Below are 22,490 nucleotides of genomic sequence, written 5' to 3'. Positions count from 1 at the left end.
GGTCCGCCCCGCTCAGGGCGTGCCGAAGGTGAGGGTGAGCTGGGGGCGGCTGGTGGTCGTCGGGGCGTTCCTGGACCAGAACCACGCCGAGTCGGTGCCGGTGGAGGTGAGGGCGAGGTCGTAGCTGCCGCCGAGGCGGGCGCTGAGCGGGGCCGGGGTGAGGGTCGAGGTGTAGTCGGTCTGGAGCGCCGACGGCGCGGTGATGACGCCGAGGGCGGTCGTGCCGAGGGTGGGGCGGTTCGCCCAGGTGACACCCGTCTCGGTCCAACTACCGGTCACCGGCATCACGTTGAGGGTGTCGGTCGATCCGGCCAGCGTGTCGGAGCTGGTGCGGACGGCCAGTTGGGCGCTCTTGAGCACCATGCCGCTGGGTGCGGCGGGCAGGTCGAAGCGCAGGTACGACGCGTAGGCGGAGCTGCCGCGTACCGCGATCTGCTGGTCGGAGCCGTAGTTCGCCGACGTGGCGGCGGCGTTGACGTAGGAGTCGGCCGTGGACTGGAGCGTGACCGTCGAGGAGGTCGGCGTGCCCGGGGTGGTGACGCTCACCGCCGCCGACCTGGCGCTGGTGTTCCCGGCCGGGTCGCCCGCGGTGACCTGGTAGGAGTACGTGGTGCCGGGCTGGGTGGAGAGGTCCTTGAAGGTCAGCGTCGGGCGCAGCCAGAACTTGGAGTCGCCGCCGATGGTGCCGATCTCCGCGCCGTCGCGGTAGATCCGGTAGGTGAGCGCCGAGTCGTCCAGGTCCAGGCTCGCCTGGAAGTTCACCTGCACGCCGCCGGTGATGCGCGCCGCGGTGACGTTCAGCGGCACGGACGGCGGCCGGGTGTCGGGGGTGCTCGGGAAGCGCACCAGGCCCTGCTGCGGGCGGTTGCCGTTGCTCGCGACGCGGGTGAACTCCCCGCCCACCCACATGTAGTCGACGCCGCCGCTGGACGCGACGGTGAGGGCCCGCGGGCCGATCTGCTCGGTGCCCGCGGGACCGTCGTCGGTGTCCGGGAACCAGCTGAGCAGCGGCTTCGGGTTGTCGACGGACTCGGCGAGCAAGTGCTGTCGGTCGTCGGTGAGTTGTGGGAACTGCCCCATGCTGGAGCAGTCGTGCGCGTGCGAGGCGCTGTAGAGGACGCCGTGGTAGACCGTCACGGACTGGGTGGCCCCCAGGCAGGTGTCGCGCCAACGCTGGGCCAGGTTGCTGAAGTTGACGGCGATCCGGCCGTCGAACACGCCGCCGCCGGTGCCCTCGTTGCCGGTGTAGAAGCCGTCCGCGTCCTCGGCGAGGCTCTGCACCGTCGAGGTGGCGGGGATGAAGCCGGGGTACGTCTTCACGTTGGCGCCGGTGGTGGCGTTGACAACGGCCAGCGCGTGCGAACTCGCACCGTTGACGGTGTCGAAGTCGCCGCCGAGCACCACCTCGGTGCCGTCCGGGCTGACCACCATCGCCTTGCCGGCCTTGTCGGCGTTGGCGGTGAACGGCTTGAGGGCGCCGGTGGTCGACACCGCCGCGAAGTGCTGCCGCGTCTGCCCGGCGACCGTGCTGAAGTTGCCCGCGAAGTAGACCGTGTCCGCGGTCACCGTGATGCCGCGCACCTGCGAGGACACCGACACCTTGAAGGTGGGTTCGACCGTGCAGGTGGCGATGTCGATCGCCACCAGGTTGCTGACCGGTGTGCCGTTCACCGAGCCGAAGGTGCCGCCCGCGTAGAGCGTCGACTGGTCGGGCGAGACGGCCAGCGCGCGGACCGTCGCGGTGCCGGACCCGACGGTGAAGGACAGCTTGCAGGAGGTGGGCGCACCCGAAGCGGCGTCGAACGCCTGGAAGTTGAGGGCCGACTGCTCGCTGGTGCCGGCGGCGGCGCCGGGCGGCCGCACGGTCGAGAAGGTGCCGCCGGCGTAGACGACGCCGTGTGCCTGGGCGAGCGCCCACACCACGCCGTTGGTCTGCCAGGTCGGCAGGTCGTCCGCCGTCATGGCGACCGGCGCCGTGAGGGCGTGCGACGGTTGCGCCGCGGTGAACCCGATCATCGACAGGGCGGCGAGTGACAGCGCCGCCGACAGTACCCCAGCTCTACGCATGAGCCCCCCTGGCTCGGACCGACCGGTGCGGCCGAAACGGCCTCAACGCAGGCAAGGCTAGCGTTTCCGGCGCTATCGGGTCGGTGTTCCCGCGCAGTCCGGCGCGATCGCGTCATCTCCCGTGCCACACGCTGCACTTGGCCGTGCCCGCGTCGCCCGTCTCACCGTGCTTCGCCCGCCCCGGCCTCCGCGCATCGGCCCTTCGGCACCCGTCGGCGCCTCACCGGCGGCCCGCCTCGACGAGGGCGGCGAGGTGCGCGAGCGACATCCGGGTGCCGGTCTCGTTGTCGGCCGGAGGCACGCTGTCGGGGACGCCCTCGTGGACGATCAGCACGTCGGTGCCGGGCGCCGCGGCCTCGTCCGCAGCGGCGTCGGTCAGCGTCGTCGTCACCGTCATCAGGCCGCCGAAGCGAGGGTCCTGCGTCTCGAACTCGATCTCCTCCACCACCTCCTCGCCGGGCACGAGCCGTACGAAGCGGCCGTGGTACGTGTCGGTGCGCGCCTCGGACTTGCCGACCCCCGTCGGCGCGTCGTAGGTCAGCGAGATCCGGAACGCGCCGCCCTCGCGGGGCTCGAAGACGTGCACCTGCGTGCTCATGCCCTCCGGGGCGCGCCACTTGGCGATCGCGTCGGCGTCGACCAGCGCCGCGTAGACCGCCGCACGCGGCGCGTTCACATGCCCGGTCACCCGCGTGGTGTACATGCCCTCACCCTACGATCGTCCGCGCCCGCTCGGCCGTATCCGCCCTACCCGCGCGGCGGGCGACGGTGATGATCTCCCGGCTCGACGCGGTGATCGGCCCGCGCTCCCAGTCGCCGTACTGCCCCTCGATCGTGAAACCCGCCGCCGCCAGCAACGCGTTGAGCGCCGGGACGTCCAGGAACCGTACGGTCTCGGTCAGCACCCGCAGCACCCGCCCGTCCGGCGCGGCCACGGTGCCGTGGAAGGCCACCACGTCCCCGTCGACGGAGTCGACCTCGTGCCAGTAACGCAGGTCGCGCCCGTTCCCGTCGCTGAACGCGACCTCGTCGGCGGGGTTGGTACGCGTCCACGTCTCCCAGGCGCGCGCCTGGGGATGCCGCGTCTCGAAGGCGAACCGGCCGCCGGGGCGCAGGGCCGCGTGGATCGCGGCGAGCGACCCGCGCACGTCCTCGTCGGTGACCAGGTCCTGGAAGGCGTGGCCGGTCATCGTGACCAGGTCGTGGCCGGCCCCGCGCTCGGCGTCGGCCGCGATGCCCTCCACCCACGTGACGTCCGCCCGGGCCCGGGCCCGTCGCAGCGCCGCCCGATCGGGATCCAGGCCGGTCAACCGGCCCCGGTGACCGCGTTCCCGGGCGACCCGCAGCATGGCGCCGGTGCCGCACCCGACGTCCAGGACCGACTCGGCGGCCATGATCAGCGGCAGGTAGAAGCCCTCCTCGCGCGGGCGCCCGGGCCCCCAGGGGTTGAGGATGTCGTACATGGCGGCGGCATCGTCGTCCGAGAACATCGGGCCAGCGTCGGTGAAAGGCTCCGCCCGGGCAACCGAATATGGCGGCGGCCACGCAGGGCCTCGATGCAGGAACTTCCTGGCGGACGGTGGCGGAACGCCTGGTCGCGGAGTCCGGGCGTTAGGGTGGGCCGGCAGGCTGACGAAGCTTCGATCCTTTCGCCCGGGGCTGCTGAAGACGGGATTCCCGTGCGGGCCCGTCACGGCCGGGCGTCGCCGGCGAGGAGACGGTGACCATGTCCATCACCGGGGAACTCGTCACCGAGACCTTCGCGTACGACGGCGGCCGGCGCGTCACGGCATACGTCCCGCCGGGTGCGCCCGAGGCAGTGGTGTTCGCGGGTGACGGCCAGCTGGTCCCGCAGTGGGCCGCGGTTCTGGAGGCGGCGGCCGACGTGCCGCCCACGATGGTCGTCGGGACGCATCGGGCGGCCGACGAGACGCTCCGGCTCCACGAGTACTCACCGGACTTCGACCCGGAACGGTTCGCGGCGCACGAGGAGTTCTTCGTCCACGATGTCCCCCGATGGGCGCGCTCGCGCTTCGGGCTCGCGCTCCCCGCCGAGCGCACCGCGGTGTTCGGTGTGTCCGCCGGTGGGGAACTGGCGCTCGCTGTCGCCCTCCGGCACCCGGACCTCTACGGTGCGGTCTTCTGCGCATCGCCGGGCGCCGGCTTCCGCCCCTCCGCTCCGCTGCCGACGACGCTCCCGCGCGCGTATCTCGTCGCGGGCACCTCGGAGCCGTTCTTCCGCGAGAACGCGACGCGCTGGGCGGTCGCACTGCACGACGCGGGCGGGGACGTCGTGATGACCGAGCGGTCCGGCTCGCACGGCGGTGCGTTCTGGAGCGAGGAGCTCCCGCTGATGGTGCGCTGGGCGTTCGGGCGTTGAGCCGGCGTGCCGGGCATCGGGAACCGTCGGCAGAGGGGGGTGCGTCCCTCGATGGGCAAGATCGTCGGTGGACGCGGGGAGTTGGGGATGACCGGTACGGCCACTCGTTACCTCTATCTGGTGCGGCACGGCGAAGCGGCGTCGGAGGAGGGCGGGTTGACGGAGGGCGGCCGTCGGCAGGCCGTGCTGCTCGGCCAACGCCTCCGGGGCGTTCCTCTCGCGAGCGTCCACCACGGACCGTTGCCAAGGGCAGCGGAGACCGCACGTCTGATCGGCGAGCAGCTGGAGGACGTTCCCCTGCACGTGTCGGACGTCGCCGGTGACTACGTTCCCTATATGCCGGTGAGGGACGAACTCCCCTCGGAGGCAGCGGACTTCTACCTCCGCTTTCTCGCCGACGCCTCGGAGGAGGAGCGGGAGCAGGGGCCGGCGCTGGCCCGCCGGGCATTGGACAGGTTCGGCGGGCCGGTGGACGGTGACACTGACCGGCACGAGCTGATCGTCACCCACAACTTCCTCGTCGCCTGGTTCGTCCGGGACGCCATGCACGCACCGATGTGGCGCTGGCTCGGCCTCAACCACGCCAACGCCGCGCTCACAGTGATCCGTTACGCGCCCGGCCGCCCGGCCACCGTTCTCGTCTCCAACGACATGCGGCATCTGCCCGCCGACCTGCGCTGGACGGGCTTCCCCCCAGAGGTCCACATCTGAACGGTGCCGGCCCGTTCACCTCGGCCCCGCCCTCCTGACTACCGTGTCGACCATGGCAACGGACGACTGGCTGACCGACACCCGAACCTCCTACGACACCGTCGCAGCCGGCTACGCCGACAAGGTGCGCGAGGCCATCGCGGGGGACCGCTACCTCTCCGGCGCGCTGGCGCTGTTCGCCGACGCCGTACGGGCCGCGGGAGGCGGGCCGGTCGCGGACGTCGGGTGCGGTCCGGGCCACGTCACGGCGCACCTGCACGCTCTCGGCGTCGACGCCTTCGGTATCGACCTCTCTCCGGGGATGATCGAGGTGGCGCGGCGCGATCATCCCGGACTGCGGTTCGCGGTGAGCTCGATGACGGAACTGGACCTGCCCGCCGCGTCGGTGGCCGGCCTGCTCGCCTGGCACTCGTTGATCCATCTCCCGGACGACGAGGTGCGGTCCGTGATCGAGCGGTTCCATCGGGCGGTGCGCCCGGGTGGACCGCTCCAGGTCATGTTCCACGTCGGCGACGGCGTCCGGCTGAAGACCGAAGGGTACGGCGGCCACCCGATGAAGGTGCGGGTCCACCGTCGCCGGCCGGAGCAGGTCGCCGGCTGGCTGGAGGCGGCGGGCTTCACGGTCGAGGCCCAGATGCTGCTGGAACCGGGAGAGGCGGCCTCGCAGGCGGTCCTGTTCGCACGGCGCGACTGATGGTGGACAACTGGCGTGTGAGGTAGGCGGGTTCGCCCGCCGTCTGACCGAGCCCCGCACGAACGCGCAGCTCAGTTCGTGCCGTTGGGTCCGACCGCGGCGCCGCGCCAGACCGCGAGGTCGCCTCCGGGCAGGGAGACGAAGCGCCATCCTCGTGGTCCCGCGATCTGCCATGCCTCGAACGACGGGTCGCTCGGGCACCTCAGGCGGGTGCCGTTGTCGAAGACCGCGCGCAGGCTGCCCGACTTGAAGGCGACCAGGGACAACACCGTTGCCCCGAACAGGGAAAGGGCGGCCGCCACGTCCTGGGACTCCGGCGCGAGCACCACCCCGGGATCAGCGCGGACCGACCCGGATGAGAGCCGGGTCGACCCTTCGAGCACGATTTCCCAGCCTGCGTCGAGGACCAGCGTCAGCCGGAAGTCGACTCTGATCCTGACGACGCCCAGCCCGCGCAGATCCAGCACCCACCGGTCCTCGTACTCGCGCGGATCGCCTCCGGTGCTCATCACCGCACCATGGTGCACGCTGACATCGTTCAGAGCCCGGGCCGAGGCAACTCGTCACGCGTGCCTGCGGCGTTGCCGTGATGGAGCACGGTCAACTCCCGCTGCGAAATGTGCCCTTGGCGGCCGGGTGTTCGGGCGCGCCGTCGCGCGTGAACACCCACACGGCGAGGCCGAGGACGCTGAATGCCGCACCCAAGGCGCACACCGCGCCCCAGCCGGCTACCGCGTAGAGGGAGGTCGCGGCGAGGGCGCCGGTGGCGCTGCCGATCGAGTAGAAGACCATGTATCCGCCGATCAGCCGGCTGCCCGCTTCCGGGTGCAGCGCGTAGATCAGGGTCTGGTTGGTGACGTGGACCGCCTGCACGGCGAGGTCGAGCAGGATCACCCCGGCCGCCAGGGCCCAGAGCGAGCTGCGGGTGAAGGCCAAGGGCAGCCACGAGGCGGCGAGGAGTGCCAGGGCGATTCCGGTGGTCCGCCGGGAGAGCCCCCGGTCGTTCAGGCGGCCCGCGGCGTTCGCGGCGAGGGCGCCGGCGACACCGATCAGCCCGAACGCCCCGATCTCGCTGTGGGACAGGAAGTACGGGGCCCCGCTCAGCGGTAGGGCCACGCTGCTCCACAGGGTGCTGAACGCGGCGAAGATCAGCAGACCGAGCAACGCCCGGATCCGCAGTAGCCGTTCACAGGTGAACAGGGCGATCGTGGAGCGCAGCAGCTGTCCGTAACGCAGGGCCGTCGGCGGAGCGTCACCGCGGCGCGGCAGCACGCGGTACAGGACCAGCGCGAGCAGCGCGGTGAGGGTCGCCGAGGCGAGGTAGACGGAGCGCCAGCCGGCGAGGTCGGCGAGGAGGCCGGATGCGGTGCGGGCGAGCAGGATTCCGACGACCACGCCGCTGGTGACCACACCGACGACCCGTCCGCGCCCGGCGGGAGGGGCGAGTGATGCCGCGAAGGCCACCAGCGTCTGCGTGACGACCGCCAGCATCCCCGTCGCGGCCATGCCCACGAGCAGGACCGCCGCGGTGCGGGCGGTGGCCACCACGGCCAGCGCCACCACCAGGAACAGCAGGTGAGCGACGATGAGCCGCCTGCGGTCGGCCACGTCGCCCAGCGGCACGAGGAAGAGGAGTCCGAGCCCGTATCCGACCTGCGTGAGGGTGACCACGCTGCCGACGAGCGCCGGGCCGATGGCGAGGTCGTGGCCGATGGTCACCAGGAGGGGCTGGGAGAAGTAGACGTTCGCCACCGCCGCCCCGCAGGCGACGGCGAAGAGGATGACGAGGCCACGGGACAGGCCGGGCGCGGCGGCCTCCCCGCGTCGGGCCCCGGTCGGCCCGGCCTCGGGGGGTACGGCCTCGGGGGGTACGGCCTCCGTGGGTACAGCTCCGGTCGGCCGTCTCACGGCCCTCCGCGTCACGCCCCCTCCCGTCACGCGCTCACCGTCTCCGTTCATCAGCATCCCTCCCGCAACCCGGTTGCATCTTGCTACCAGAGGCGACCGTAGCTCGTTCTGGTAGCATGTTGCAACCAGTGGGAGAGCGAGGCACGCCATGGTGAGCAGGACGCGGTTCGACGGCAGCGAATGTCCCGTCGCCCGGTCGGTCGACGCGATCGGGGACTGGTGGTCCCTGCTGATCGTGCGGGACGCCTTCGACGGGAGCCGCCGCTTCGGGGAGTTCCAGCGCAGCCTCGGCGTGGCGAAGAACATCCTCGCCGCGCGCCTGCGCGCCCTGATCGACGGGGGCGTCCTCGAATCCGTTCCCGCCTCGGACGGCAGCGCCTACCGCGAATACGCACTGACTCCGAAGGGCAAGGCGCTCTTCCCCGTCATCGTGGCGCTGCGGCAGTGGGGAGAGCAGAACTCCTTCGCCCCGGGCGAACCGCACTCGGAGCTGGTCGACCGCCAGCAGGGTCGGCACCTTCGCCCGCTGGAGGTGCTGGCGTCGGACGGGCGCCGGGTGGGCCCCGAGGACACGACCGTACGCAAGGTCTCCGCTCAGTGAGGAGAAGAGATCTCCACTCGGTGAGCAGAAACGCTGCGGCGAGACGGAGTTCGGGGCGCGGCGGGCCGGTCAGTCGCGGATGTGCACGCGGATCAGGAGGTCGCCCCGGTCGCCGCCGCTGAGGTGCCTGACGCCGAGCTTCCGCAGGCGGTAGAACTGTCCGTCGGGGACACCCGGCGGGATGACGAGATGCCTCGGACCGTCCAGCAGGGTCTCGAAGGGGAAGGTGCCTCCGTTCGACGCCTCCCACGGGCTCAGGAACAGCCGGCCGTAGAGGTCGTGGCCGATGCGCTGGAAGTCGTCGTGCGGGATCTCCTCGATCTCGACGTACAGGTCTCCCGCCGGTGCGTTGGGGCGACCGATCGCCCCCTTCCCCCTGAACCGGACGCGCGTGCCCTTCTCGACACCGGCGGGCACTTTGATGGTGAGGGTGCGCCGGCCGCGGGCGCGGCCCTGGTCGCCCTTGTAGCAGTGGGAGCAGGACAGGATCTCCCATCTCCCCCACCCGGAGCCCTTGCACTCCGGGCAGAGGATCCACGTGTCCACGTGGACGTCCTTCACCGTGCCCTGCGCCATCTCGACCAGATTCAGGGGCAGTTGGATCAGCTCGTCCCGCCCGAGGTAACCCGCGAGGAATTCCCCTGCCGCCGACGCCCCCGGGTTCGTCTCCTGCGGGGCGTAGTACGGGGGCAGTACGTCCGAGGGGAGCAGCGGGTCCGACGCAGGCGGTGGGTCCGACGGAAGCGGTGGAGCCTCCGCAGGGGGCACGGTCTGCCGCGCCCGCCGAGTCCTTCCCGCCCCCGCCGGTCCCGCCGCCCGGGCGATCATGACCTGGTACTCCAGGTCCGCCCACATCCGCGGTGACTGCTTCACCCCCGCGCGTTGCAGGGTCTCATACACGTAGTCGTACAGCTCGGTCACCGTGATGCGGCCGTCGCCGTCGCTGTCCGCCGCACCCGTGGACAGGCCCTCGATGATCGCCCCGGTGAAACGGGAGGGTACCGGTTCGCCGGTCTTCAACTGCCCGCCCTCCCACGCGTACTCGGTGCGGCTGGTCGCGGTCAGCACCGCCCTGCCGTGGCCGCCGAGATCGTCTTGTACGTGCACCCGGTCGTCGCCCTTCATGCCCGGCAGGAACGCCCCGCTGTAGCAGCAGTCCAGCAGCAGCACGATGCTGGCCCGGCAGCGGTCCATCCGTTCGCGCAGGAAGGACGCCGGGACGGCCGTGGACGCCAGCAGGTCCCTGTCGGTGTCGCGTGCCGCGAAGTAGAGGGAGCCGTCCTCGTCGTCCTTGATGCCGTGGCACGAGATGTGCAGCAGGAGCAGGTCGTTGCGACTGCGGTTCTGGAAGAACCCCTCGATCGCGCGCAACACCCGGTGCGCGGAGGCGTTGCTGACCCGCTGGGTGCGGAAGCCGCCGATGTTCCGGTCGGCGAGGACGGCGGCGAGCCGGGCGCTGTCCTGACCCGGGGAACGCAGCGCCTTGAAGGACCTGTTGTCGTAGCGGCCCGTCGCGATCAGCAGCGCCTCCCGACGCCCCGACCCCGGCGTGGAGTCCGTCATGCGCGCTGGTCCCGCGCCGGCGGTTCCTCGGAAGTGGCCGACGAGACGTCGGACGGCGCCCGGCCACCCTCCAGGAAGGCGGTCAGCAGCCGCTCCTGCTGCTCCGGGGTGGCCGCTCCGAGTTCGAGCGTACGGCCGTCCCACTCCACCGTGACCGTCCGGACCGGACGGCTTGTCATCCACGCCTCCACCAGCCGCAGCACGGGGCGGATCACCGCCGGCGCGAGCGTGACGGCGAGCACTCCGACACTCAAGAGCTCCCCCGGCTTCGCCCCGTCCGGCACGGGCCCATCGGAACGCGCCAACCGCACGTCGTCGACGTCGAGTTCGAGGAGGCGTCGCCTCAACTGCGCCGTGAGGGTTTCGAGTTCGTCGGTATCCACATCGGCCGCGCCTGCCACCACAAGTCGCACAGTCCCGCCCACGGCCATCCCGCCCCCGTCGCCACGCCCGCCGTTGACCACCCACTCTATCGGCGGGGCTCCGACAGCTGGAGGAACTTGCGCCCGCGCGCCCGGGCGAGGGCCGCACTCCTCGCTGGGGTGCGGCCCTCGGTGCATGGGGTTACGAGGTCCAGCCGCCGTACGGCACGGTGATGAGTTCCATGGCGTGGCCCGCCGGGTCCATGAAGTACACGCCGCGGCCACCATCGTTGTGGTTGATCATGCCGGGCTGCTTCCGGTGGGGGTCGGCGTAGTGCTCGATGCCGCGCTCCCTGATCCGCGCGTACGCCGCGTCGAACTCCTCCTCGGAGACCAGGAAGGCGTAGTGCTGGGGGGTGATGCTGTCCGCAGGGATCGTGGCGAAGTCCAGAGTGACGCCATTGCTCAGGTCGACCGCGATGAACGGGCCCCACTCGGCGGTGATCTCAAGACTGAGCAGGCTCGCGAAGAATTCTGCGGACTCCCGGTTGTCCCGGGCGTGGACGATCGTGTGGTTCAACTCGACTGACAAGGAATGCCTCCGAAGGCATGTCCCGACACCTCCATGCCTCACCCAGCCGGTGACCGGCACGCGATGTCGCCCCAGACCCTAGTCGCTGTCGTCCAAGTCCTGAGTCGGCGGTAGTTGATGAAGGCTGCGGCTGTACCGACGAAGGCAAGGAAGTGCTCGGCCTTACGTCCGTAGCGGTGGTGCAAGCGACGGCATCCGGCCGGCCAGGAAACTCTCCTCGCGGCGACCCAGCGAGGCGGCCCGATCCGGTGGACGACTCGATGCTCTTACGGGCGATGCGGTGGCGGATGCCCTTCTTTCGGAGCCATCTGCGGGGGGAAGCCGCAGACCGGCCCCTTCGCCGGGCCGGGCCTTTAATGCCGCGCGGGCGGACTCCGCGGCGGCTAGGGTCGTGCGCGTGTCGAGCCCACTGGTGAGCAGGGACGTGATCGTCGTCGGCGCCGGCATCCTCGGTGCGTCGGTGGCCTATCACGCTGCCCGTGCGGGGGCCGGGGTGACGTTGGTCGACGCCGGGCAGCCGGGCGGCGGGGTGACGGCGGACTCGTTCGCCTGGATCGGAGCGTCGGGCGTACGTCGCGGGCCGGCCGCCGCTCTGCGCTACACCGCGACGGCGGAGTACCGCCGGCTCGAAGCCGAGGTGCCGGGGCTCCCGGTGACCTGGTCCGGCTCGCTGAGCTGGCGAAGGGACGGCGGTGCACCGGACGCCGGGCCCGGGCAGACGATCGTGGACGCCGCCACCGCGGCAAGGCTGGAGCCCGCGCTCCAGGAGCCGCCGGAGTGGGCCGTCTGGGCGCCGGACGACGGCGCCGTCGACTCGGTGCGCGTGACCGAGCGACTGGCAGGGGCCGCCCGCACCCATGGAGCGCGGGTCCATCCGGATACACCGGTCACCGCGATCCGCCGGGACCGAGAAGGCCGGATCGCCGGGGTCGAAACGCCAGCAGGACTTCTCCCCGGCACAACAGTGGTGCTGGCGGCGGGAGTTGCCACGGCCGCGTTGGGCGCGCAGCTCGGCGTGCACGTACCGGTCGAAGCGTCGCCGTCGCCGCTGTTCCGGTTCTGCGCCCCGGCCGGACTGGTCCGTACCGTGGTCAACACCGAGGACTTCGATCTCCGGCAGGTCGCCGCGGACCGGTTGATCGCCGCCGCGGACTCGCGCGAATGCACCCTCGCCGCCGTCCGGTCCACCTTCCGCGGCGCCGAGAGCGTGGAGTTGCTCAGCACCCGTATCGGGCCGCGCCCCATGCCGGTCGACGGCGAGCCGATCATCGGCCCGGTCGCCGAGGTCCCCGGCCTCTACGTGGCCGTGACGCACGCGGCGGTCACCCTCGCCGCGGCCGTGGGGCGCCTGGTCGCACGGGAGTTGGTCGAGGGAACCGTGGAGTCGGCGCTGGCGGGTTGCCGCCTGGACCGGTTCTAGAACGGTCGGCGGTCACCCGGCAACGGTCTCGCTCCGTTCGTCCGGTGCCGTCCATTCGCCGATACGGGCGACGGCTGCCGCGATCAGTTCGGCCGGCGCATCGCTGGTCTCGATCGACGTACGAGCGATCGCGGCGAGTTGCGGGTCGGTGAGTCCCAGGGTCGCGCGCGCGATCTCGTACTCGTCCGTGAGCGAAGCCCCGAACATCAGCGGGTCGTCGGTCCCCAGGGAGCAGCGCAGTCCCGCGTCCAGCAGGCGGGGCAGCGGGTGTTGGGACAGGTCGGGGACAACTCCCAGGATCCGGTTGGACGTCAGGCAGACGTCCAGGGAGACGCAGCGCTCGACCAGGAACTCCAGGAGCGCGGGGTCCTCCGCGGCGCGGATGCCGTGCGCGATACGGGTGGCGCCGAGGTGGACGACGGCTGCGCGGACGCTCTCGGGACCGGACAGTTCGCCCGCATGCGGGGCGCACGTCAGCCCGGCGGCCCTGGCGATGATGAAGGCTTCGACGAAGTCCTCGGCTCCACGGGCCTGTTCGTGACCGGTCAGCCCCAAGGCGTGGACTCCCCGTCCGGCGTTTCGGGCGGCCAGACGCGCGAGGTGAACGGCGTCCTCGGGGCTTCCATGGCGGGAGACCGCGAGGGTGAGGCCGAACCCGACTCCGTGGACCGCACCGGCTTGCCGCCCGGCGTCGATCACCAGGTCCAGCACCTCCTCCGGCGCGCCGAAATGTGCGTACGAACGCGGGTCGAAGTGCGGCTGGACCCAGACCCCGCCGTCGGCGGCCACATCAGCCACCATCTAGCCCACCACGCGTGACAGGTTCGCCGGCTTCTCCGAGGTCGCCTCGAATGCGGCGGCGTAGACCTCCTGGAACTCGTCGAACGTACGGAAGCCACGCGGGTCGGGGGCCTCGCGTCCGGCGTCCGATGCCAACTCGGCCAACGTGGCCGGGCGCATCGCCGCCAGAAGGTGGAGGTGCAGTTCTCCCTTGGGCAGCAGCCGCACCTCGGGGATGACGCCCCGGACCGCCGTACTGTCCCCGCTGCCACCGCCGGATTCACCCATGTCCTGCCCCCTTCCGAGACGGAGACGGTAGAGCCGGAACGGACCGGAGAGCGAGCGGGTCCTCTCCGTACAGAAGCGAGTGCGGCCCGCCACACGGACGACCGGCGGACACGGCACGGACTCCTGACGCGGCACGGGGAAAGGCATTCGGAGACACCGCAGAAAGCCGTCGCGGACCTTTCCAGGCGCCACCCGAGCGGTGTTTTCCGGGCGCCGCGGACGGGCTCATGGCCGTCGCGGACTCGCCCGAACGCACCCTCACGCCGACCGGCCCGCCTGGACCGGTTCCGAACGGTCCTACGCCCCGAAACCCTCCGCCCACCCTCGTGAACGGGGTCACCGTGGCCTCATCCGGGACAGCGGCACGCAGCGTCACCACAGGTGCAGGAAGCTCCGCACATCGTCGTATCCGTCGAGAGCCCGACCGTCGACGTCCTCCGGGTCCGTGTCAGCCCGCGCTGCCAGTGACCGTGCCAGCGCCAGGGCCTCATCCCCGAGACGTCCGAAGCGCCGAGCAGTGTGCCCCAAACAGAGGCCGGCCAGCCCGAGCAGCGGACTACCCGGCACCGCCCGTGTCCCGACTTGCAGGCACCAATGCTCGACGAACTCCGCGTCGTCGTCGTTCAACGCGATCCCGACCAGGACTCCCGCCGCCTCGCCCTCCGCGGAACGGTCATGCAGAGCCCGCTCCAGCACCTCGGCCACCACCTCGTGGGGCAGCGGGGGAGGGTTGTCGAAGCTCAGATGCGCATGCATGCCGCGAGACTACGCGGACCGCATGCAACAGCCGGCTGGCCCCGTCCGTCCCGCCAAACGAGGCGTTGCTTGATACGGCACCAGGTCAGCGCCTGGGAGGCGGCGACGTCGACCACGTCGGCACCTGCGACGATCCGTGCATGACCTATGACCTGGCCGTATGGGACGGGGAGCAGCCACTCGACGAGGAGGCGGGAGCCCTCTTCGACGAGCTCTCCGAGCGTTACCTCGAATCGGACGACACACCCACGGAACCGTCACCGCGCATCGAGGCGTACGTCAACGCCCTTGTCGAACGCTATCCGGAGGACGCCCCCGGCAGCCCCTGGGCGTCGCCCCCCGTCATGGACGAGGCCGCGGGTCCGATCGTCTACCTGCTCATGTCCTACCGCAGGGCGGAGGAGGTCTCCGAGTATGCCGCTGCCCTGGCTCGCGAACATGGGCTGGTCTGCTACGACCCCCAGGGCGAGACCCTGAGGGACTGAGCGCGGTCCGACCACGGGTCAGGTCATCTCTTCGGCGTGAAGCACCGCTCGTCGGCTCGACCAGCCACCGGGCCACTGGGCATCCCCCGTCACCGCAGGGGCATCGCGGGAGCGTGCGGCCAGGAACCGTAGCGACTCCGCACACGTCTCCCGCACCGTGACCTCAGAGACCCCAGGGACCTCGGACGAGCAGAACGTGAACCCGCCTTCCACCAGGCCCACTTCGCCCTCCGCGGTGACCGTGGAATCGTCGGAGGGCAACCCCTACGACGTCTTCGCCGAGGGGTACACCGCCGAGAACGAGGCGAACCTCATCAACGGCTACTACCAGCGGCCCGCGATGCTGGCCCTCGCCGGAGACGTGTCAGGCCGCCGGATTCTGGACGCGGGCTGCGGCTCCGGCCCGCTGTTCGCCGCGCTTCGCGACCGCGGCGCGACGGTCAGCGGTTTCGACGCGAGCGCGGGGATGCTGGAGCTGGCTCGGCGTCGGCTCGGTGACGACGCGGACCTGCAACTGGCCCGGCTCGGGAGCCCGCTTCCGTACGCCGACGACACGTTCGACGATGTCGTGGCCGCCCTCGTACTGCACTACCTGGAGGACTGGGGCCCGGCACTGGCCGAGCTGCGGCGCGTCCTCAAGCCCGGCGGGAGGCTGATCGTCGCCGTGGAGCACCCCTTCGCCATCAACCTGATGCACCGCCAGGCGGGTCGCGAGAACGAGTACAAGTACTTCGACACCACCAACTGGGTCGAGGAGTGGACCTACGGCGACCAGAGCGCCCCGGTCAGCCTCTGGCACCGGCCGCTGCACGCGATGACCGACGCGTTCACGGCCGGCGGCTTCCGGATCAGGGTCATCAGTGAGCCGGAGCCCGATCCGGCAGCGCGCGAGGTGTTCCCCGACAGCGTCGCCGCCAGGTCCCGCTTCCTGTGTTTCCTGTTCTTCGTCCTGGAAGCCGACTGACCTCGGTCCTCCGCACGGATCAGGTGCGGTCGTGGAGGGTGACGTGGTAGCCGTCGGGGTCGGCGAAGGCGAAGGTCCGGCCGAAGGGGCCGTCGATCGGTGCGGAGACGATGGTCCGGCCGTCGGCGACGAGCGCGTCGTGGATGGCCTGGACGTCGGTGGCGTGGAGCCATATCGCCGCGCCGATGCCGGGCTGGGGCGCGGAGGCGAGATCGGTGCCGGGCACGACGTCGCGCAGCGCGAACGCGATCGGCTTCGTCTCGAAGACGACGGCGTGCGGCGGCCCGGCCGGCGAGCGGACGAGGCCGAGGTAGTGCTCGTAGAACGCCTGCGAAACGTCGAGGTCGCGGGCCTGGAGCGAGATGAAGTCGGGGCCGGTGACGGGCATGGTGATACTCCTTCTCTTCGTGTCAGTTTACTGACACGAACCACTGTATGTCAGAATGCTGACATGAGTCAAAGCGGTGACGGCGTCGACCTGGACAGCTCACTGGGCTACCTGCTGAAAGAGGCTTCGAGCGCCCTGCGCGCCGCCATGGAGGAGGTGCTGCGGCCACTCGGGATGACCGTGACGCACTACTCCTGCCTCGAGCTGCTGGCGCAACGGCCGGGCCTGTCGAACTCCGAGCTGGCGCGCGGCGCGTTCGTGACCCGGCAGTCGATGAACGTGCTGCTCCAGGCGTTGGAACGGGACGGCTACGTGAGCAGGCCCGCGGAGGCGGCCGTCGGGAAGGTCCTCCCGGCGCGGCTCACCCCCCGCGGCAGGCGGAGCCTGGAGAAGGCGACGGTGGCGGTCCGGTCCGTCGAGGTCAGAATGCTGGCGGGCATGAGCGAGGCCGAGCAGTCGGACGCGTTCCGCGCGCTGAAGAGCATGGTCCGCTCGCTGCGCGAGGGCAACGACGCGACGTAGCTCCGTCCTCGGCGCACGTGTGCCACGGCTTACTCTCGATTCATGCAGCTGCCGCAGGATCCGTCGAACGTCACCGGCGTCCTGGCAGCCGCGTTTCCGTCCCGCCCTGCGCGCGAGGTGCGAAGCGTCCTGGCGGTCATGCCGGGCACCACGTTCGCGCTGGTTCGACCGATCGAGGTCGAGGTCGAGGGTGAAACCGTTGCCATTCCCACGCGGATCCACCACGAGGAGCCGGAGGCCGACCGGGAGCAGTCGCTGTCCGGAACCCAACGGCTCCTCCTGTCGCAACGTACCCGGGGGCCGCGTTGACGGAAGCATTTCGGGCGGCCGCATCGGAACACACGGGCACCCGTTGGCCGCGCCAGACCCCGCCCCCGCAGGACCAATTCGCCGCCGGCAAGCTCTCATTCGTCTCCAGGGGCCGAGCATGACCTTCCCGACCGGAGGGGATTCCGGAGTCGCCGACGGGGACGAGTGGTCCTATGCACCGACAGTTGGCGTGGGACCGCTCCGGTTCGGTATGACCGTCGACGAAGTGGTCGAGGCGGCTCAGGTTCTCGGCCGAGCGAAGGTCAGTGATTGCGCTCGACACCACAAAGTCTTCTCGCCGACGTGGAAGATCGAAGTCCACCGTCAGGGGGCGGCTTCCTGTCCGCCGGCCGTCACGGCATACGTGAGTCAGGCGGTGAGGCTGTTCTGCGTCGCTGCAGATGCCGTGACCGGTCCTCAGGTCAAGTACGACGGCATCTCGCTCGTCGGGAGGGACCTGTCGGAGCTGGAGAGCGACATGATCGCGTACGCCGAGGCAATGGACGTGTACTTTCGCTACAACGTCGACGGTTGCGCAGGGCCGGATGATCCCGGGGTCGTCATGTGCGGGCAACCCGTCGGGCAGGTCCTGCGGTCGCGTCCGTTGTTCATGGTGACGCGCGACGGAGCGAACACCGAATGGGACTCGATGCCTTCTGAGGAGTTCCGCCATGGTCGGCCACAGAGCTGACGTGGTTTGACTCGTCACAGGGGCCCGGGTCATGTCCGGTGCGGCTATCTCGGGTCGTCGGTTTGCCAGGGGTAGCGGAACTGCTCGGGATGCAGGTGCCACGCTTCGAGGGTGGCGGCCAGGGCGGGTTCGTCCGGGGCGGTGGCTTCGTTGAGCAGGACGGCTCCGATGTCGTAGTCGAAGCCGAGGATGCGGCCGGCGTCGTACTCCCAGTGCGTCAGCCGGAATCCGCGCGTGGGATCGGTTCGCTGCCAGCCCTGGCGGCGGGCTTGGATGTCGGCGGGAACGGTGAACGGTGTGACGTCGACGAACGCCCGGCGATCGGGCCGGCCGGTCGGGACCTCGGCGACCAGGCGCCGGCCCAGGCGCAACGCGGCCAGCTTGTCGGCGGGCCACTCCTGCCCGCCCTCGGCTGAGGGGTTGGGCGTGCTCATACGATCTCCTCTCCCGTCCGCGCACTGAGTTCCGGTCGACCGTGTGCATCGAAGGGCGGTGCGCGAGGGAGCACGCAGGAGGCGGAGACCGTCAGCCGAATTCCCGGACTCAGCTCCGAACGACAATAACGCGGCAAGGGTCAGTCGGACCCGGCTTCCCAGGACGGGTGGTGGGGCTGGGCGTTGTGGACGATGAAGTCCGCGAGGGCGGTGGGGTGAGCCGTCGCCGCGTAGAGCTGCTGCGCCGGGATGTAGCGCTCGCGCCACGATCGCTCGATCTCGGATCCGGCCGGCGCTGTGCCCCGGGTGTGGGCTCGGGCCACCGTCTGCTCGAAGGGGGCGGACACGAAGATGCGCAGCTCCCAGCTGTCGACGAGTTCCGGGCGCAGGAGGAAGACGCCGTCGAAGAGGAGGACGGCGTCCGCGGAGGCGGTCACCGCCGGTGGCGACAGCGGGGTGTCCGTGGCCCCGTCGTGGATCGCGGCCTGGAACCTGCGGTGTCCGCCCGGCCCGAGCGGGTCGAGCAGGACCCGGCGCAGTGCGGCGTGGTCGTGGGCGTCGAAGTAGCAGCCCTCGGCGGTGTACCGGCCCCGCCGGTAGCGCTGGGCGCGGGGGACGAGGAAGTCGTCGATGGTCGCCCGGATCACCTCGCGGCCCTGCGCGCGCACGGCGACGGCGAGTTCGTCGGCGAGCGTGGTCTTGCCCGCGGCGGGCGGCCCGTCGACGGCGACCCGCACCGGGTGCGGGGTGCTGACGGCCCCGATCGCCTCGGCCAGCCGGTGGATGAGCTCACCGCGGGTACCGTGATCCATTGCTGCCTCTCTCACGACGTCGGTGTGCGGAGCAATCCAGGGTACGGTCGCCGACCGGCCTTCCACGAGGGCGCCTGGTTCCGGGCCGGTCCTACGGGAGGTCGAGCCGTTTCATGAAGCGGGCGTTCACCGCGCCGGCGGGGCGGCGGAAGGCCGGGAGCGGGACGTCCCGCAGCTCGCGGGTCTCCAAGTAGCTCTGCCGGTGCGCCGCGTCGTCGACCGTGCCCGCGGGCAGGGCCAGCACGCCCGGGAGTTCGTCGTGCCGCTTCGAGGTGATCTTGACGACCCGCACGGACTGCCCCCGCACCGCCAGCACCAGGCAGGGACGGTCCTTCGACCCGGCTCCGTCCTCGAAGGGGACGTCCGCCCACCACACCTCTCCCCTGCGCGGCACCCGCGCGCCGGTACGGCTCCCCGTCCCCGTCCCCGGCCGGGTCCGCGTCTTCGAACGCCGCGGTGGCCGCCGTGACCTGGCCCGACCGTCGATCAGCGCCGCGACCAGCGCCAGCGCCGCCACCGCCAGCACGGCGGCCCACATCCCACTGCTCATCGCTCACCCCTCCTCGCGCCGAGCGCGAACCCCTGCGCCGAACTCGAATCCGACACCGTACGAGTCTGCCCCGTCATCCCGACAGGGCCGTCCGGGCCGCCGCCAACGCCTGCTCCGCGTAGGAACGCCCGAACAGGACCGTATGCACGAGTAGCGGGAAGAGCTGGTGGAGCGCGACCCGGCGCTCCCAGCCGGGCGCGAGCGGTGCGGCACCCTGATAAGCGTCGAGCACCCGCTCCAGATGCGGGCAGCCGAAGAGCCGCAGCATCGCCAGATCCGTCTCGCGGTGCCCTCCGTGCGCGGCCGGGTCGATCAGCCACGCCTCGCCGTCCGCGCCCCACAGGACGTTCCCGCTCCAGAGGTCGCCGTGCAGGCGGGCCGGCGGCTCGGCGGGACCCGCGAGGCCGGGCAGCCGCTCGCAGACGCGCTCCACGAGGGCCGACTCCGTGGGGAGCAGCGTGCCCCGGTCGACGGCCGTGCGCAGGTACGGCAGCACGCGCTGCTCGGCGTACCAGCGCGGCCAGTCGGGCCCGATGGTGTTCCGCATCGGCGCCGTCCCGATGTACGCGTCCTGCGGGCCGCCGGGAGGCGGAGCGCCAAACGCAGGGGCGCCGGCGGCGTGCAGGGCCGCCAGCCCGCTGCCGAAGCGGGCCGCTGCCTCCGCCCTCGCCCGGCCGGCCGGCACCAGGCCGATCACCAGCCACGACGCATCGTCGCCGCGTACCTCCGGCACCCGGACCGTACCCGCGTCGGCCAGCCACCTCAGTCCGGCCGCCTCCGCGCGGATCGCACCCGGGCCGTCGCCGTGCTTGACCATGACCGTGGTTCCGTCGTCGAGCGCGACCTCGGTGAGCGCTCCGGAACGGCGGCGCGCGCCGGTGACCGAGCGGCCCGTCAGCCGCGCCGCCGCGGCCTGCGGGGCCCGTCCGTCGGGCGGGTCCGCGGTCACGGGTCGAGGTGCTCGCGCACCCATGCGAGCAGGCCCGGCGTCGACGCCTCGATCATCGCCAGCACCTCCTCGAAGCCGTCCGGACCGCCGTAGTACGGGTCGGGTACGTCGAGGTCGCCCAATCCGCCGGCCACCGCATCCGGGTCGAACGAGCGCAGCATCCGGACCCGCGACGGGTCGGGCACCAGCTTGCGCAACGCCTTCTCGTGGCCCCGGTCCATCGCCAGGAAGAGGTCCGCGTCGAGGTGCTCGGCGCCGACCTGCGCGGCGACGTGTTCCACGGGATAGCCGTGGCGCTCCAGCACCTCCCCGGCCCGCGGATCGATGGGATCGCCGACGTGCCAGGGCCCGATGCCCGCGCTGGTGCCCCGCACGCGGTCCGCCAGCCCGGCCCGGCGCAGTTCCTCGGCGACCACCAGTGCGGCGGACGGCGACCGGCAGATGTTCCCGCTGCAGACGAAGCACAGATGCACGCCACCACCCTACGACCCCGGCCCCGTGCCTCCCGGCGCCCTGGCCGTGGGCGCCTCCGCCCGCGCCACCGGCGCGCCGGGATTCGACGACCGGTTGGTCCGAACGTAGGACGGCTAGACATAACGGCGTTCGCGGATGGAGAAGGCGAGCAGGCCCGCGGCGAGCGATATCGCGGCGGCCACCACGAAGACGAGGTCGGTGGCGTGGATGAACACCCCGACGGCGGCGCGGTGCTGGGCGGGCGGGAGGTGGGCGAGCGCGGAGGTGTCCAGGTCGCCGTGGACGTTCGCGGCGCCGGCCGCACCGGTGAGGTGGGCGTCGAGGTAGCGGGCGACGAGGGTGCTGTAGAGGGCGAACCCGGCCGCGGTGCCCAGTTGCTGGCAGAAGCGGAGGGAGGAGGTCGCGACCCCGAGGTCGGAGGTGGCGACGGAACTCTGCATGAACTGCAGCCCCAGCCCGAGGGATTGACCGATCCCGATGCCGAGTACGAAGCAGCCGGCGCCGACCAGCCAGTAGCTGGTGTCCGGGCCCAGGCCGCCGAAGAGCGCGAGCACCGCCGCCTGGATGACACCGGCGGCGACCAGCAGGTACGTGAACCTGCCGAGCAGCGCGAAGATCGCCCGCGCCACCGGGATCGACGCCAGGATGCCGGCCGCCATGCACAGCACCAGCAGCCCGGACCGGCCGGTGCTCAGACCGCGCCCGATCTGGAGGTACCCGCTGACGTAGAGCAGGCCGCCCGCCACCCCGACTCCCGCGATGAGCGAGATCGGCATCATCGCCCGGAAGACCGGGTTGCGCATCAGCGCCAGCGACACCAGCGGCTCGGCGGCGGTCAGGCTGCGCCAGACGAAGCAGCCCGCGAGCAGTACGGCGCCGGTCGCGAGGGCCGCGATCGCGGACGACGCCCACGGGTAGCGGGTGCCACCCCACTCCGTGACCAGCAGCGCGCAGGCACCGAACCCGCCGAGCAGCGCCGCGCCCAGGAAGTCGACCCTGCGGCGTACGGGGTTGGCCGGCATGTTCAGCGCGGCGACGAAGACGACGAAGGCGCCCAGCGAGAAGGGGAGGTTGAGGAAGAAGACCCAGCGCCAGTCGAGGCTGTCCGCGATCAGGCCGCCCAGCGGCGGGCCGAGGGCGAGGCCGAGGCCGAACATCACGGAGGCGCCGATGCCGACGGCGCTCGACGGTTTGAGCGGGCGGTCCGCGCGTGGGGCACCCGCGCCGGCCGGCGCCTCTTCATCCGAACCGCCGCCGCCCGAACCGTCGTTGCCGAACCCGTCGTTGACCGCCCCCTCGTCGCCCGACCTGCCCTCCCGGTCGTTGAACAGGATGCCGGTCACCACCAGCGTGATCGCGGTCAACCCGCCCGCGCCCAGGCCCTGGACGGCGCGGAAGACGATCAGCTGGGTGAGGTTCTGCGCGATCCCGCAGAGCAGCGACCCGGCCGCGAAGATGCCGAGCGCGGTGACGAGCATCGGCTTTGCGCCGTACTCGTCGGCGAGCTTGCCGTACAGCGGCACGACCATGCAGTCGGCCAGCGCGTAGCAGGAGGTCAGCCAGGGCAGTTCGCCGATGCCGTGCACCGGGTCCAGGTCGGCGACCATCCTCCACGCCACCGCCGAGACGATGTTGACGTCGAGGAGGGCGAGCAGCAGGACGAGGATGCAGGCCGCCGAGACGGCCTGCACCTTGCGGGCGCTCATCAGGAGCGTGGGGCCGTCGTACACGGCGGCCCAGGTACTGGTACGGGACGTATGGGTGGTCGCGCTCATGCATACATACACTAG

The 22,490-nt window shown here is 71.5% G+C and carries 28 protein-coding genes; 10 read left to right on the top strand and 18 right to left on the bottom strand.

All coding sequences use genetic code 11. The features are described from left to right. Positions 1–12 precede the first annotated feature (12 nt). From C4U44_RS23050 to C4U44_RS23040, 3 genes are all read right to left on the bottom strand, one after another. A complete protein-coding gene (locus C4U44_RS23050) occupies positions 13–2,067 on the bottom strand; it encodes a CBM96 family carbohydrate-binding protein (RefSeq protein WP_103887876.1) in 2,055 nt (684 codons plus the stop codon). A 220-nt stretch (positions 2,068–2,287) separates the two neighbouring features. Beyond that, positions 2,288–2,770, bottom strand: a complete 483-nt coding sequence (locus tag C4U44_RS23045) for an SRPBCC domain-containing protein (protein ID WP_103887875.1) — start codon at positions 2,768–2,770, stop codon at positions 2,288–2,290. Positions 2,771–2,774: 4 nt separating this feature from the next. Then, positions 2,775–3,557 carry a class I SAM-dependent methyltransferase gene (locus tag C4U44_RS23040; RefSeq protein WP_103887874.1) on the bottom strand — a complete coding sequence of 261 codons (783 nt, stop codon included), beginning with the start codon at positions 3,555–3,557 and terminating at the stop codon, positions 2,775–2,777. 236 nt (positions 3,558–3,793) lie between these two features. On the opposite strand from C4U44_RS23040, the gene C4U44_RS23035 reads away from it, so the two are divergent. The 3 genes from C4U44_RS23035 (at position 3,794) to C4U44_RS23025 (ending at position 5,852) form a co-directional block, all read left to right on the top strand. Then, the gene (locus C4U44_RS23035) at positions 3,794–4,447 is read left to right on the top strand and encodes an alpha/beta hydrolase (protein ID WP_103887873.1); all 654 of its coding nucleotides are present in this window, start codon (positions 3,794–3,796) and stop codon (positions 4,445–4,447) included. A gap of 87 nt (positions 4,448–4,534) precedes the next feature. Beyond that, a complete protein-coding gene (locus C4U44_RS23030; RefSeq protein ID WP_103888053.1) occupies positions 4,535–5,158 on the top strand; it encodes a histidine phosphatase family protein in 624 nt (207 codons plus the stop codon). A gap of 52 nt (positions 5,159–5,210) precedes the next feature. Then, a complete protein-coding gene (locus tag C4U44_RS23025; protein ID WP_103887872.1) occupies positions 5,211–5,852 on the top strand; it encodes a class I SAM-dependent methyltransferase in 642 nt (213 codons plus the stop codon). Positions 5,853–5,923: 71 nt separating this feature from the next. Here C4U44_RS23025 and C4U44_RS23020 read toward each other — a convergent pair whose 3' ends face one another. Beyond that, on the bottom strand, positions 5,924–6,361 hold the full coding sequence (locus C4U44_RS23020) for a DUF6188 family protein (RefSeq protein ID WP_103887871.1): 438 nt from the start codon (positions 6,359–6,361) through the stop codon (positions 5,924–5,926). 91 nt (positions 6,362–6,452) lie between these two features. After that, entirely contained in the window at positions 6,453–7,652 is a 1,200-nt protein-coding gene (locus C4U44_RS23015) for an MFS transporter (protein WP_235032303.1), read from the bottom strand. 256 nt (positions 7,653–7,908) lie between these two features. Between C4U44_RS23015 and C4U44_RS23010 the strand changes: the two genes are divergently transcribed. Further along, positions 7,909–8,361 carry a winged helix-turn-helix transcriptional regulator gene (locus tag C4U44_RS23010; protein ID WP_103887870.1) on the top strand — a complete coding sequence of 151 codons (453 nt, stop codon included), beginning with the start codon at positions 7,909–7,911 and terminating at the stop codon, positions 8,359–8,361. Positions 8,362–8,430: 69 nt separating this feature from the next. Here the strand turns inward: C4U44_RS23010 and C4U44_RS23005 are convergent, their stop codons facing one another. From C4U44_RS23005 to C4U44_RS22995, 3 genes are all read right to left on the bottom strand, one after another. Further along, positions 8,431–9,924 carry a caspase, EACC1-associated type gene (locus tag C4U44_RS23005; RefSeq protein WP_103887869.1) on the bottom strand — a complete coding sequence of 498 codons (1,494 nt, stop codon included), beginning with the start codon at positions 9,922–9,924 and terminating at the stop codon, positions 8,431–8,433. Then, a complete protein-coding gene (locus C4U44_RS23000) occupies positions 9,921–10,307 on the bottom strand; it encodes a hypothetical protein (protein WP_235032281.1) in 387 nt (128 codons plus the stop codon). Before C4U44_RS23000 ends, C4U44_RS23005 begins: the two co-directional genes overlap by 4 nt. Before the next feature lie 181 nt (positions 10,308–10,488). Beyond that, on the bottom strand, positions 10,489–10,878 hold the full coding sequence (locus C4U44_RS22995) for a VOC family protein (RefSeq protein WP_103887868.1): 390 nt from the start codon (positions 10,876–10,878) through the stop codon (positions 10,489–10,491). A gap of 397 nt (positions 10,879–11,275) precedes the next feature. Between C4U44_RS22995 and C4U44_RS22990 the strand changes: the two genes are divergently transcribed. Next, positions 11,276–12,298 carry an NAD(P)/FAD-dependent oxidoreductase gene (locus tag C4U44_RS22990; protein WP_160145086.1) on the top strand — a complete coding sequence of 341 codons (1,023 nt, stop codon included), beginning with the start codon at positions 11,276–11,278 and terminating at the stop codon, positions 12,296–12,298. A 12-nt stretch (positions 12,299–12,310) separates the two neighbouring features. Here the strand turns inward: C4U44_RS22990 and C4U44_RS22985 are convergent, their stop codons facing one another. The 3 genes from C4U44_RS22985 to C4U44_RS22980 all read right to left on the bottom strand — a co-directional run bounded on the left by C4U44_RS22985 (position 12,311) and on the right by C4U44_RS22980 (position 14,122). Then, on the bottom strand, positions 12,311–13,099 hold the full coding sequence (locus C4U44_RS22985; RefSeq protein WP_235032280.1) for an adenosine deaminase family protein: 789 nt from the start codon (positions 13,097–13,099) through the stop codon (positions 12,311–12,313). Beyond that, positions 13,100–13,366 (bottom strand): hypothetical protein, encoded by a 267-nt coding sequence (locus C4U44_RS42630; RefSeq protein WP_235032279.1) that lies wholly within the window; start codon positions 13,364–13,366, stop codon positions 13,100–13,102. It lies immediately after the preceding gene. Positions 13,367–13,738: 372 nt separating this feature from the next. Next, on the bottom strand, positions 13,739–14,122 hold the full coding sequence (locus C4U44_RS22980) for a hypothetical protein (protein ID WP_103887866.1): 384 nt from the start codon (positions 14,120–14,122) through the stop codon (positions 13,739–13,741). A 140-nt stretch (positions 14,123–14,262) separates the two neighbouring features. Here C4U44_RS22980 and C4U44_RS22975 point away from each other — a divergent pair, with 140 nt between their 5' ends. Both C4U44_RS22975 and C4U44_RS22970 read left to right on the top strand, forming a co-directional pair. Further along, entirely contained in the window at positions 14,263–14,607 is a 345-nt protein-coding gene (locus tag C4U44_RS22975) for a hypothetical protein (protein WP_103887865.1), read from the top strand. Between the two features lie 235 nt (positions 14,608–14,842). Further along, positions 14,843–15,571, top strand: coding sequence for a class I SAM-dependent methyltransferase (locus C4U44_RS22970; RefSeq protein ID WP_407642876.1), 729 nt, complete (start codon positions 14,843–14,845; stop codon positions 15,569–15,571). A 19-nt stretch (positions 15,572–15,590) separates the two neighbouring features. Here C4U44_RS22970 and C4U44_RS22965 read toward each other — a convergent pair whose 3' ends face one another. After that, positions 15,591–15,959 carry a VOC family protein gene (locus C4U44_RS22965; protein WP_103887863.1) on the bottom strand — a complete coding sequence of 123 codons (369 nt, stop codon included), beginning with the start codon at positions 15,957–15,959 and terminating at the stop codon, positions 15,591–15,593. A 63-nt stretch (positions 15,960–16,022) separates the two neighbouring features. Between C4U44_RS22965 and C4U44_RS22960 the strand changes: the two genes are divergently transcribed. The 3 genes from C4U44_RS22960 to C4U44_RS22950 all read left to right on the top strand — a co-directional run bounded on the left by C4U44_RS22960 (position 16,023) and on the right by C4U44_RS22950 (position 17,481). After that, the gene (locus C4U44_RS22960; protein ID WP_103887862.1) at positions 16,023–16,481 is read left to right on the top strand and encodes a MarR family winged helix-turn-helix transcriptional regulator; all 459 of its coding nucleotides are present in this window, start codon (positions 16,023–16,025) and stop codon (positions 16,479–16,481) included. Positions 16,482–16,523: 42 nt separating this feature from the next. Next, positions 16,524–16,790 carry a hypothetical protein gene (locus C4U44_RS22955; RefSeq protein WP_103887861.1) on the top strand — a complete coding sequence of 89 codons (267 nt, stop codon included), beginning with the start codon at positions 16,524–16,526 and terminating at the stop codon, positions 16,788–16,790. Positions 16,791–16,908: 118 nt separating this feature from the next. Next, entirely contained in the window at positions 16,909–17,481 is a 573-nt protein-coding gene (locus tag C4U44_RS22950) for a hypothetical protein (protein ID WP_146088320.1), read from the top strand. A 44-nt stretch (positions 17,482–17,525) separates the two neighbouring features. Here the strand turns inward: C4U44_RS22950 and C4U44_RS22945 are convergent, their stop codons facing one another. The 6 genes from C4U44_RS22945 to C4U44_RS22920 form a co-directional block, all read right to left on the bottom strand. Next, positions 17,526–17,915 carry a hypothetical protein gene (locus C4U44_RS22945; protein ID WP_235032277.1) on the bottom strand — a complete coding sequence of 130 codons (390 nt, stop codon included), beginning with the start codon at positions 17,913–17,915 and terminating at the stop codon, positions 17,526–17,528. Positions 17,916–18,055: 140 nt separating this feature from the next. Further along, positions 18,056–18,727 carry a cytidylate kinase family protein gene (locus C4U44_RS22940; protein ID WP_103887859.1) on the bottom strand — a complete coding sequence of 224 codons (672 nt, stop codon included), beginning with the start codon at positions 18,725–18,727 and terminating at the stop codon, positions 18,056–18,058. 91 nt (positions 18,728–18,818) lie between these two features. After that, entirely contained in the window at positions 18,819–19,277 is a 459-nt protein-coding gene (locus C4U44_RS22935; RefSeq protein WP_103887858.1) for a type II toxin-antitoxin system PemK/MazF family toxin, read from the bottom strand. A gap of 73 nt (positions 19,278–19,350) precedes the next feature. Then, the gene (locus C4U44_RS22930) at positions 19,351–20,250 is read right to left on the bottom strand and encodes a fructosamine kinase family protein (RefSeq protein WP_103887857.1); all 900 of its coding nucleotides are present in this window, start codon (positions 20,248–20,250) and stop codon (positions 19,351–19,353) included. After that, positions 20,223–20,699 (bottom strand): low molecular weight protein-tyrosine-phosphatase, encoded by a 477-nt coding sequence (locus tag C4U44_RS22925; RefSeq protein WP_103887856.1) that lies wholly within the window; start codon positions 20,697–20,699, stop codon positions 20,223–20,225. The genes C4U44_RS22930 and C4U44_RS22925 overlap by 28 nt, the downstream gene beginning before the upstream one ends. 114 nt (positions 20,700–20,813) lie before the next feature. Then, the gene (locus C4U44_RS22920; RefSeq protein WP_103887855.1) at positions 20,814–22,475 is read right to left on the bottom strand and encodes an MFS transporter; all 1,662 of its coding nucleotides are present in this window, start codon (positions 22,473–22,475) and stop codon (positions 20,814–20,816) included. Positions 22,476–22,490: the final 15 nt, after the last annotated feature.

Origin of the sequence: Actinacidiphila yanglinensis (assembly GCF_900107965.1) — a bacterium.
Classification (GTDB): Bacteria; Actinomycetota; Actinomycetes; order Streptomycetales; family Streptomycetaceae; genus Actinacidiphila; species Actinacidiphila yanglinensis.
Note: the sequence above shows the minus strand (reverse complement) of the source record. Positions and strands in the feature narration are given on the sequence as shown.